An 11,255-nucleotide genomic window follows, 5' to 3' on the forward strand; every position below is an offset into this window, starting at 1 on the left:
CACCATTTCTCAAAGCACGGGGGCATGGCGGAGGGAGTGGTTTCTCTCATGGAGGTTATTTCGACGTAAACTTACTGTCTGATAAGTATTATAGCCTTATTTTACTCTTTTTATTGTTTAAATCCCATTAAAGATTTTACCCCATCTATTCCGGCAGTCTTTTTACCTTTATTCTCTTGAGTAACCCGTCTGACCGCAATCATTTTTGCTGACCAGGATTTCATCAGAGTCTTTTGTAGCTTTCTTACCACGCGGACGTCACCACGTTGTGAGGCTCGGTATATTCGCTTTTGTAACTTAAACAAAGTCTTTTCTAGCTTACGCCAATTGACCTTATTCCATTCCGACTTCTGAGGAAAACCCCGAGTATTAGACATGTTTATTACTACTTACAACCATACCTTTTCCGTTGACGTGAGTCCGTCAGCATATCCTGGGCATTACCCCAGGCGTTAGCTTTTGACTCAATCTTGCCCTCATATGACTTGCGGCTAGCTACCTACTCAATAATCGACCTTACTGAGAGTACATATGACGGTTAATTCGTTCCTGATCACCATTTTTTTATGGACTTTTAGGGCGATACTGTTCACCGGGAATATATGGGAAATCATTATAAGAACCTATAATCTTATAATCCTTATTCCGTGACTTATTGTCTGTAGCGTATCAGCCTTGTTTTCGCTACATCTGTGTTACGATGATTCGGGCGTATCTTCCTCTCGTACCCATGAGTCCTTTGCCTGTTACTAACACCACATTAGGCTGGTAGTGCTTCACTGTTCGACCCTTGCATCAATTCATAAGTTTGCTAAGTTTATAAACCAGGGTAAGGCTGTCACTCGGATTTCGCGAGGGGTGGTTTTTCACCACCATGGTTATCAAGTTGTCATGGTTCGTTAAACCAAGCGGCTATTTCTCCCAAACAACCTTTAGGGGGGTTTGGTTTCTAGCCAACGAATCGCACATAGGCTTCACAGACATCCACTACTGTCTTACCGGTCTCTTTGGCCTGACTGCCGGACACAAGTGCCTCAAAGCCTGATTATGCCTGGGTGATGGGATGCAGGTTTTGAGCGGACGGTCCGAGAAAACTGGTAGAAAAGAGCGATTGACCTTTGCTCATGCTACGGGAAGGCAAGACTCGATCAAAAAGGGTAGAGGGATATGCGAGGCGCTTGGTCACTACACAACCAGCCCATCGGAGCATGTCCAACTCTACCCAAATTCATGATCAACTGTTAGACTTTCTGTGTCAATACAGCAGCTACCCTCGATCTGCGCCATCTAAACACCATTACCTGGATGGTGAGTGCCTTAATTAGCAGTGGTAAGCTAAGCCAATGTGCCTGGGAACCTTATGTCTTATGCCTCGCCAAACAAGCCCAGAGCTTTGAACGTCGGTGGCACCGCTTTGTGAGCAATCGACTCATTGGTGTGGTGCGGCTCGTTCCAATCAGGAGCCTAGGAAAACCTAGGGGTATGGATTGGGGGATTCGCGAGGATTAAAACCTCAAAAATCCTAACTGTCCTGCGGATGTGGGTGAAAGTCCCACCCTTGAGGAAACAAGTGACTCCCTATCTGGCCACACCGAGCGGACGACAACCCGTAGAGTGACGCTGGCAGCAGGGCGCAATCAGTTGAAAATAAGCAGGTAACAACACGCTTCGCTAACGGGGAGACGACAGGGGTAAATAGGTTCTGAAAAAGCGTCTAAGTGAGCAGCCATAACCTGAAGAAAAATGTGGACTTCATCCTCGACTATTCTCACAGCATTGTCAGACCGATAGCTGTAATTTCCGAGAAGAGGATAGGCGAATTGAACCACCCTAAATCGTCAAAACAATCCAAAAGACGGAACGAGTAAAAACGACGGCAATGAGGTCTGGAGAAAGGTCGAAACTCTAGTAAGTTATGTCAAACTTAATCCCTCCCGTCGGGTAGGATGCCATCAAAACTGGTGGCGGGTATTCAGAGTATACAAACCCTAGGAGAGCATGGTTAGACACATGAGAAAACAATCTTATAGTGAACTTTGGAAAGGACAAAAGTGGAAACAACTCCGCCGGAATCTTTTCCGCCTACAGAGGCGCGTGTACAAAGCGGTTCAAGCAGGTGACATGAGGAAAGCTCGGTCTCTACAGAAACTGATTCTGAAATCCCGGTCAGCCCAACTTCTGGCAATCCGACAAGTGACCCAATTAAACCAGGGGAAGAAAACCGCTGGGATTGATGGGAAGAAAGCTCTAACCCACAAGGAAAGGTTTAAGGTACTTAAAATGTTAGGCTCCAGTGCGGATAATTGGACGCACCAAGGGTTACGGGAAATCCCGATTCCCAAGAAAAATGGGAGTACGAGAATACTGAAAGTCCCTACGATATCTGACAGAGCATGGCAATGCTTAGCGAAATTTGCCCTTGAACCAGCACAGGAAGCAACCTTTCATGCCCGGAGTTACGGGTTTAGGACTGGACGCAGCGCACACGATGCCCAAAAATACATCTTTAACCACTTAAGGTCAAGGTCAAACGGCATCAACAAAAGGGTAATCGAGCTAGACATCAAGAAATGCTTTGATAGAATATCGCACCAATCCATAATGAAACGCCTAATAGCTCCGCAAGGACTAAAAATAGGGATATACCGATGCCTAAAAGCTGGAATAAACCCCGAATTCCCGGAGCAAGGTACACCACAGGGAGGAGTAGTAAGCCCACTCCTGGCGAATATCGCACTGAACGGAATTGAAGATATACACCCCAGTGTCCGGTACGCGGACGATATGGTGTTCTTCTTAAAGCCAAAAGATAAGGCTGACAAAATTCTGACAAAAATCAGTACATTCTTGGCAGAAAGGGGGATGGAGATAAGTGAAGAAAAGACCAAGCAAACCAAAGCGACAGACGGATTCGACTTCCTGGGCTGGCATTTCCTAGTCCAGAAAAACGGTAAGCTTAGAAGTTTTCCATCAAAGGAGAATCGAAGAGCTGTCCTAAAGAAGATTAAAGCCATAGCCAACTGCTCGAATTATGGAGCCAAAGTAAAGGCCAAAAAGTTAGCACCAATTGTGCGAGGATGGAGGAATTACCACCGGCATTGCAGTAAGATGGACGACTCCCCAAACAATTTATGGTTCGCAAACAAAGCAGCGAGCCGCAAGTTTAGAAAGGAGAAGAAAGTCGATAGATACGAAGCCAAAAGGTTAGTAAAGAAAGCATTCCCGGAGGTAAAACACTCTGAACACAAACACACAATGGTAAAAGGAACTAAGTCTCCCTACGATGGAGACCTAGTCTACTGGAGCCAAAGAAACACTGAATTGTACAACAATGCTACTTCAGAAACCTTGAAAAAGCAAAACCATTCCTGTGGATATTGCGAACTGAGATTCATCGATGAGGAAAGAGTACACCTCCACCACATTGATGGAAATCACGACAACTGGAAGAAAAACAACCTTATGGCCGTTCACCAAAGCTGTCACCAATATATCCATGGGAGCAAGTCGAAAGACTAGGATATCTAGGAGCCGTATGAGGGGAAACCTTCACGTACGGATTTGAAGGAGAGGTGCCCTAGGGTAATACCTAGGCATCGACTTTAACAAGGGGCTATATATTCCCTTGGTGCTAAAGGCAATTGAAGAATTGGCAGTCTCATCGTCTGTACCTTGCACTCGATACCACAGTGCTTTGGAATCGCTACTGTATGATTCATATATCACTGGTGTGTTGTGGTCGTGCCGTGCCATTTCTGTGGCAAGTGTTTGAAGTTACCGTAAGACAGTTGAGCCTTATTTCATATAACTTAAACTTATAACTCACAGACTGTCGCTTATAAAGGCTCAACTGTCTAAGGTTTCGTCTCCAAGGAGCATAGCAGTGCCACGGTGGCTTCCCTTGGAATATCAGCCATTGTTACGCCAAGCCCGGTGGATATTGCGCGCCTCATGCCGATGTGATGCTCAAAGCCGACCGGGGCAAAGCCCACCCACGCTTTGATGAACTGGTTACAAAAGACCAATTGGCACTACTGCCTACGGCTGCCCTGTGATGTCAATTTGCTTCGGTCCGCGTCGCTATCCGATTGAAGTCAGTTATCTGTGGCCACAAAACGGAGTTGCAGTTTTCTATCACCATGTGGGTTTATGGCTTGATGGAAAACACCGCTCTCATCTGGTGTTAGCCATAGTCATTGGGGTCAAAGAGCCTTGGGCTGTCATCACCGATGAAACCCCCACCTTAAAGACTCTGTGGCAATACGGTTTGAGGTTCCGGGTCGAGGAATTATTTAAGCGACAGTAAGTCGGGAGCCTTTCAACTCGAAAACTCCCACATCCGCAATGGCGAGCTCTCGAACGGCTCTACGAGCGTGGCTGCGGTGGCACTACTGTACGGCACGACTCAAGGCATGGCTGTTCAACTACTTTGTCTGCGACGGCAGGTCGTTCGCGTAGCGTGACCAAAGGTCAATCCTCATTGGCAAAGGGGTCTGAGCTACCTAAAAATTGGTCTGCGCTGGCTTCAGGGAGTCCTCCACAAAAGTCGTCAACTTTTAACACCCGTCCCCTTGCGCTCCCATTGACCCGCAACCGTGCTAAGCGCCGCTCTTAAAGCTCGTCAGGATTTTTACGTTCGCGTAGCGTGACTGCATGTCAATCGCATCTGGTTCTCACGGATTCAGTCGTTACAGTGTCGAGCCTGATACGTCTTGGTTTCACACAGATGTGTCAGGCAGCCAGCTCTTTGGCTTTATGCTTTAGGAACTCTTTAAATCGATAATGGGCAAAAGTGAGCATATTGCGGGCAGTCTTAGATCCTAACTTCCTATTTCCTTTCTTAGACATTTGAGATGTCTCAAAAGTGGGAAGTAGTATCACATCAAAGTTGTCCACAAGGAACCTAGCTGCTTTGTGATGGAGTTCATCTATCAGGTTTTGAATCCTGATAATCATCCGTCGAACAGCTTTCCTCATTCGACGCTTTTGCCCACGTTTAGCTTTACTTACTCTCGACAATAGCTTATCTAGATGTTGGCAAAGTCTTTGAATTCGGGAGAAGTCTCCGTGCCCAATCTTTCCGACAGAAGTCTCACTAAAAAAGGTTAAAAATGTTCTGAGTACAGGGTAAGCAAGCAACTACTCGCCCTTGGTTATCGGTTTCATCTTTCGTTGCTTCATGGGGGACTACCAAGTAATAATCCCCATTGTGGCTGGTTAGTCTGCAATCACCAATATTGCTGGGGAGAGACTCTGCATAGGATATTTCCCCTAGTTTGGTGTGGTAGACGCCCTTCTGAGATACTGCCGACTTTGGGATGTAGCAAGACTGTCTTGGGTTTTTACGAGACCTAAATCTAACCCGATTAATCTGAAAAGTCTTTTTGTACTTCTTTTTCGCCTCCCGGACGGCGGTGCAAGCATCCTTTATCGCTATAGACTTGATTTGATAAGGTACTGGCTTGCACCACTCGGGTAGGTCGTTTAAAATGTCGGTTTTAATGGCTTTCCAATTGGCCTTAACCTCACCGCTTTGAAGGATTTTGACGGTTTTGTTAAATACGTAACGGGATACCCCAAACCATTTGCGAACAGTAGATCGCTGTTCAGGGCTTAGGAACACTCTTATCTTCTTCGATTTTCTTCCCGTATTTCCATAGTCCGTGGACCCGGCAAGAAAAGACGTGAATGATTTTGAAGTTACCGTAAGAATAAAGAAGCCTTTATAGGCGACAGGCTATGGGTAAAAAGGTTAAAACTTATGAAATAAGGCTTCTTTATTCTAAGGTTTCGTCTCCGGAGAGAAGATCTGCGGTAAGTTCGGATTCGGGACAGCTTTCAGGTTGGTCGAGAACCAAGATTTTCCCACCGTTGAGACCAACCGGAGATGAAACCTTAGAGTAGTGCAGCCTTACTACAAAACCTTTACCCTATGCTGCATAATTTACCAACTATAAAGGCTGCACTACTCTTACGGTAACTTCTAACCAAGTACTCAATAAGTTCAAACCCGAATCGGGTGAGTCTGTCTCTACAGGTAACAATAATTGTGAGCTTATCTCCGCGCACAATTCGTTCCAATATGGTTCTAAGACCTTTCCTTTTGTAGTTGAGTCCTGACCCGATGTCTTTGATGATTTCTGCTTCCGGGAAGAGGGAGTGGAGGTAGGCGACTTGCCTGGCGAGGTCGTCTTTTTGTTTGTGGGTGCTGACTCGGCAATACCCAATACTGAATCGACGAACCGGAACCACTCCTCCCTTTTTGTGCCCGAATCTGAGCAGGCTTTCTGTATCAAAGAGCCTGGTTCCCCCAGGAGTTTTTTCGCACCTGATTGTGCCATTGTCCGCATACTTCCTCAGAGTGTTCCCCGATCATCCCGTAAGTTCGACCGCCTTACGTAAAGGAACTAGTACCATAGTTATAATCTAACACACTTTTGGAGATAGTGCTAGATTATTTGAGATTTTATTTAACAGTTGGTAGCCCCTTACTATCGGCTGCTTTTCATTATGATTCGGCGTTGGATAATTCACCAAACCACTAGTGCTGGCTTCAGAGTTTTGATTGCCAGAAGGCACCGAATTAATTGATTGGTTGTGCATAGTTATTTGTTGGCAAACAGTTTTAGGGAAATAAATCGCTGTTGGCTACGTAGCTGCTCGCGTAGCGTGGCCAATAGGCCAATCAAGTAGACCTAAAGATTCAGCGATCAGTTATTGAATGAGCGTACTTAATTGACCGGTCAAGTAAGTTAGGTAACACGTTATCGTTCGCGTAGCGTGACCATTCGCGTAGCGTGGCCTAAAGGCCAAGGTCAATCCTTAAGCGGCTTGCCGCTTACCTAGGTAACAGGATCAACGATTTTGAGTCTTGGTGGTGAGTGATGGCTGATAGAAAATGGAAAGTGACAGCTCCTACACTGACCTTGCAGGTTCAGTGTAGGCTTCCCAGCCAATCCGGCCATTGCTTAGGAGGCGCTGGGCTTTAAGAACGGACTGCCGAGAGACGAAACCTTAGATAGGGTCGCCTTTATGGTTAGTCGGCTATGCATAAAAGGGTTAAAACTTTGCCGATTTTGGCTCCACTATCTTACGGTAACTTCAAACCCTGCCGCTCTATTTTTGATGTTTATCGCTGCATTGTGGTCACGTACTAGACTGCATCTACAATGGGGACAATCGTGCCATCTTACATGCAGCTTTTTAGGGACTTTTTTGCCGCAATTGGAGCAATTCTGCGAAGTATTCTGAGCACTTACCGGAACCGCCAACAAGCCAGCATTTAAGGCCGTAGGCCACGCTACGCGAACGGCTTTGCTTGTCAGGATTGTCAGAAAGCTTGACCACCCAGCATCTAGCACAGATTTAGCCAATCGGGACTTAGCCATTCCCTTGACGTTTAGTTTTTCGTAAGCAACTACGTCATATTTTGATAGTAAGTATTTCGCTGTCTTGAAATGAAAATCTTTTCGTTTATCCGCTACTTTTTTGTGCTGCTTTCCAAGTTGTTTAATAGCCTTAAGTCTATTGTTACCTCCCTTTTTGCGTCGGGATACTCGCTTTTGGATGACCTTTAGCCGTTTCTGGGACTTACGGTAATATTGAGGAATCTCTACTGTCTCGCCTTCGGAAGTAGTCAAAAAGTCTTTGAGACCAACATCAATACCAATTATTGATTCAGGATTAATATCAGGCTTAATTTCAGGAACAGTCTTGTCTAAGAGAGACAAAACCAAATAATAACCATCACATTTCTTGGTGATAGATGCTGTCTTTATCTTAAATCCAGTAGGTATAGGACGATGAAGGAAAATCTTTACTTTTCCTAGTTTTGGTAGGTTGATAATGTTTTCTTCTAGGCACCCTTCCTTCAGCTGAGGATAGGTAAAAGTACGATAACGGTGGCGCTTCTTAAATCTCGGTCTACCGCTTCGTTTCCCATTGCTATCCCCTTTGATGAATCTATCGAAAGCCAACTTGACTCTTTTTACTACGTCTTGAAGCACCTGAGAATGGATTAAACTAAGCCGGTGAGTCGCCTCACCGACTCGTCTCCAAAACCGTACGTGACAATGCACGCATCATACGGCTCCTCGTCATGGGAATCCTTGTCATTGGTACCTCTAAAACGGATTTCCATCTATCTCCGTTCCCGTAGCGTGGCCTACGGCCAAAGAGTTGATTTTTGTTCCGTGCTTGATATCGTGGCAGTGAAGATGTAATAACTCTAGATTTTTGTCTAGGTCATTTCCACCTAGTGCGCGCGGTATTATATGATGCTTTTCCAATAAATCTCCATCCTTGAAAGTAAGACCACAATGAGCGCATTTCCGGAAACGAAACCTTAGATAGGGTCGCCTTACTACAAAAGACTTCAACCTTTTACGCATAACCTACCAACTATAAAGGCTCCACTATCTTACGGTAACTTCAAACCCTTCTTGCCGTTCTAAAAGCCTTCCCTTCTGAGTGGTCATCTCAGGATGCTTTCTCATTCTGGTGCTCCAATAGATGAGGTCGCCATCGTAGGGACTTCTAGTTTCTTTGACTTTTGCATGCCTTATTATTTTCGTTTTGGCATGTTTAGGAAGGGAGTATCCTTCTTTAGTCTTGAAAGTCCAGTTGTCTTCTTCGATGGTTCCCCAATATTTCTTGTTTACCCAGGTTTTTGACCTATTTGGATGTCTCCTGTATCCCCATCTTTGGAGTTTTTTCCATAACATATACCCTAATTTGTTGAAGGTTTTTTTACTACAGACTGACCTGTTGTAATTACACCATCCGCGTATAATGGGTTTTAGGTTGCGTATTAATGCTTCCTGGGGGGCAGCTTTATGTCGGTTGATGACTTTGGAAAGCTGCCCATAATGTTCTAGAACTTTTTCTTTAGATGGTTTGATGATGGTTTTAAAACCTTGTTTTGAGTGGTGTTTACCTACTAAATATTGACGAATATTGAATCCGAGGAAGTCAAATCCGTTAAATGTGTGGGTAATCCGGGTTTTACTTGGTTTTAATTCCAAGCCCATGTCACTCAACCATTCGTTGATGATTATTTGACATTCTTCTACCACAGTTTGTTCTTTATGCAGGATGACAAAGTCATCAGCATATCGAATCAAATTTAATGCCTTTTTGTTTCTTTTTTTATCTCCTTTCATAGATTTGGCATATTGTTTGATTCGTTCCTCCATTCCGTGAAGGGCTATATTTGCCAAGAGTGGGGATATAACTCCACCTTGGGGAGTACCCTCTTTTATAGATGAGAATGTTCCGTTATCTATCACACCGGCTTTTAACCATGATTTGATTAATCGTCTTAGTGACGGATATGTATTTAATTTTGAGACAAGAGCATCATGGTTGATTTTGTCGAAACATTTGGCTATATCGGCATCTAGTACCCATTTGGGTTTTTGCTTGATACTTTTAAATATTGCTTCGATTGCATCGTGACATGAGCGTCCTGGTCTAAATCCGTAGGAATTGGGTTCAAATTTTGCTTCCCATTCCGGTTCTAGAGCCGCGCACGCAAGTGCTTGTAAGGCGCGGTCATACATGGTGGGAATCCCCAATGGGCGTTTTTCCATTCGTCCAGGTTTGGGAATCCATACCCTTCTGGTTGGTTTGGCCTTTCTTTGAACTTTAAGGCTGGCTACTAAGGCTAGGCGTTGTTTTGGTGTTAGCGATTTAACCCCGTCTATTCCAGCAGTCTTTTTGCCTTTGTTCTGTTGGGTTACCCTTCTAACCGCAATCATTTTAGCTGACCAGGATTTCATCAGGGTTTTTTGCAGCTTTCGCACCACGCGGACATCACCACGGCTTGAGGCTCGATATATTCGTTTTTGTAACTTAAAGACAGTCATTTCTAGCTTACGCCAGTTGACTTTCTTCCATTCCGACTGTGGGGCGAACCCCCGAGTTTTAGACATATTCATTACCAGAAATGTTGAATGATAGTTAAAAAACTAGACAAATAGCCTCTAATTTGATAAAATAGAGGCCAAATAAAAATATAATAATGTTGCTTAAATGATATCAAATTTTCCACAAATCATCAAAAAACACCTAGGAAAACTACCTACTGATGATTATCCAGTCCTCAATACTTTCCTGTCTTGATGCAGTCGCTCATGGGGGAAACCCCCAAGACCGCGCTGCATCGCTATTTGTATCAACCTGGTTAGAATTTGTATTAGACCAAAGTCAAACTAGTATGAGGAGTTTATTTAAGCGTTTGAATGTACGTGGCATAGATGTAGACATATCGACTTTCTCTAAGGCGAGCAAAGTGAGAAATCCAATGTTGTTTTATAATTTGTTAATTCAATTAAGAAAAGCTCTACATAAAAGCCCAAAAGTAGGGAAGAATAAATTAGCATTATTTCCGATTGATTCGACCATAGTAACATTAACAAGCAAGCTTTTATGGAGCCAAGGCTTTAATCAAGTAAAATTATTCAGTGGCTTAAATTTATTAACAGCAGAGCCAGGAGGAATAATGATTCATTTTGGTCAAGGTCATGATAGTAAATATGGGGATAACACAATAGAATCAACTCCAGAAAACGGAGTTGGCGTAATGGATAGAGGATTTGCGAGCTTGGAGAGGATAAAAAATCTAAAGACCAAATATAATCGTTATTTTGTATTAAGAATTAATCAGAACTTTCAGCTAGAAATGTTATCAAATGGGCAGGTTCTAATCGGAACCGGAAAAGATCAAATAGAAGCTAGAGTAGTCAACTTTTGTGACCTCGAAACTAAAACTGAATTTAGACTAGTGACTAACCTACCAGAAACAGGTGAATCAGAAATAAGTAATGAAGATATTGGAGATTTTTATCGTTGGCGCTGGCAAATAGAGTTATTCTGGAAATTTTTGAAGATGCATCTAAAACTCGACAGATTAATCACAAAAAATATCAATGGAATTGAGATACAAATATATAGCTGTCTAATTGCTTATGTTTTATTACAATTAGTGGTGAACCCAAAATTTTTCGGTAAAAAAACATTAGATAAACTACGATATTTACAAGCTTTTATGTGTGAAAATATTAGCTATGTACATTGGTTTGATAAGATGGTGTTCTCGTGAACCTATCTGGCGTGTTATAGGTGTAGTGCTTGCTGACGGACACAAGTGGTTGAAAAGTAAGTAGGGAAGGGGTTGGACAAAACAGAAAAATCTGGGTAAATGGGGTAGTCAAGAAAAATCCCAATTATGACCCAGAAAAAAATCTACTCACAAG

The 11,255-nt window shown here is 43.6% G+C and carries 8 protein-coding genes and 3 pseudogenes; 4 read left to right on the top strand and 7 right to left on the bottom strand.

All coding sequences use genetic code 11. The features are described from left to right. Window positions 1-128: 128 nt before the first annotated feature. Window positions 129-377: pseudogene (locus F6K63_RS35310) on the bottom strand (reverse transcriptase N-terminal domain-containing protein); the annotation flags it as partial. A gap of 928 nt (window positions 378-1,305) precedes the next feature. Between F6K63_RS35310 and F6K63_RS35315 the strand changes: the two are divergent. The 3 genes from F6K63_RS35315 (at window position 1,306) to F6K63_RS35325 (ending at window position 4,306) form a co-directional block, all read left to right on the top strand. Then, a complete protein-coding gene (locus tag F6K63_RS35315) occupies window positions 1,306-1,509 on the top strand; it encodes a hypothetical protein (RefSeq protein ID WP_287314778.1) in 204 nt (67 codons plus the stop codon). 489 nt (window positions 1,510-1,998) lie between these two features. After that, window positions 1,999-3,519: a reverse transcriptase domain-containing protein gene (locus F6K63_RS35320; protein WP_287314780.1), complete on the top strand. Its 1,521-nt coding sequence runs from the start codon at window positions 1,999-2,001 to the stop codon at window positions 3,517-3,519. 535 nt (window positions 3,520-4,054) lie between these two features. Further along, entirely contained in the window at window positions 4,055-4,306 is a 252-nt protein-coding gene (locus F6K63_RS35325; protein WP_287314781.1) for a hypothetical protein, read from the top strand. A gap of 425 nt (window positions 4,307-4,731) precedes the next feature. Here F6K63_RS35325 and F6K63_RS35330 read toward each other — a convergent pair whose 3' ends face one another. The 6 genes and pseudogenes from F6K63_RS35330 to ltrA form a co-directional block, all read right to left on the bottom strand. Next, entirely contained in the window at window positions 4,732-4,977 is a 246-nt protein-coding gene (locus F6K63_RS35330) for a hypothetical protein (RefSeq protein ID WP_287314783.1), read from the bottom strand. Between the two features lie 118 nt (window positions 4,978-5,095). Further along, window positions 5,096-5,623, bottom strand: a complete 528-nt coding sequence (locus F6K63_RS35335) for a helix-turn-helix domain-containing protein (protein WP_287254933.1) — start codon at window positions 5,621-5,623, stop codon at window positions 5,096-5,098. A gap of 302 nt (window positions 5,624-5,925) precedes the next feature. Further along, entirely contained in the window at window positions 5,926-6,360 is a 435-nt protein-coding gene (locus F6K63_RS35340) for an IS607 family transposase (RefSeq protein ID WP_353813170.1), read from the bottom strand. Between the two features lie 725 nt (window positions 6,361-7,085). Continuing rightward, window positions 7,086-8,078 (bottom strand): RNA-guided endonuclease InsQ/TnpB family protein, encoded by a 993-nt coding sequence (locus F6K63_RS35345; RefSeq protein ID WP_287314785.1) that lies wholly within the window; start codon window positions 8,076-8,078, stop codon window positions 7,086-7,088. Window positions 8,079-8,123: 45 nt separating this feature from the next. Further along, window positions 8,124-8,330: pseudogene (locus tag F6K63_RS35350) on the bottom strand (HNH endonuclease); the annotation flags it as partial. Window positions 8,331-8,414: 84 nt separating this feature from the next. Next, window positions 8,415-9,932 carry a group II intron reverse transcriptase/maturase gene (ltrA, locus tag F6K63_RS35355; RefSeq protein ID WP_287314789.1) on the bottom strand — a complete coding sequence of 506 codons (1,518 nt, stop codon included), beginning with the start codon at window positions 9,930-9,932 and terminating at the stop codon, window positions 8,415-8,417. A 100-nt stretch (window positions 9,933-10,032) separates the two neighbouring features. Between ltrA and F6K63_RS35360 the strand changes: the two are divergent. Continuing rightward, window positions 10,033-11,101 (top strand): annotated as a pseudogene (locus F6K63_RS35360) (IS4 family transposase). Window positions 11,102-11,255 lie beyond the last annotated feature (154 nt).

Source organism: Moorena sp. SIO1G6, from assembly GCF_010672795.1.
Classification (GTDB): domain Bacteria; phylum Cyanobacteriota; class Cyanobacteriia; order Cyanobacteriales; family Coleofasciculaceae; genus Moorena; species Moorena producens.

Bases quoted from the DNA above. Each gene is read 5' to 3' on its own strand.
- F6K63_RS35315 (WP_287314778.1), top strand. From the start codon at position 1,306: ATGGTGAGTGCCTTAATTAGCAGTGGTAAGCTAAGCCAATGTGCCTGG.
- F6K63_RS35320 (WP_287314780.1), top strand. From the start codon at position 1,999: ATGGTTAGACACATGAGAAAACAATCTTATAGTGAACTTTGGAAAGGA.
- F6K63_RS35325 (WP_287314781.1), top strand. From the start codon at position 4,055: ATGTCAATTTGCTTCGGTCCGCGTCGCTATCCGATTGAAGTCAGTTAT.
- F6K63_RS35330 (WP_287314783.1), bottom strand. From the start codon at position 4,977: ATGAGGAAAGCTGTTCGACGGATGATTATCAGGATTCAAAACCTGATA.
- ltrA (WP_287314789.1), bottom strand. From the start codon at position 9,932: ATGTCTAAAACTCGGGGGTTCGCCCCACAGTCGGAATGGAAGAAAGTC.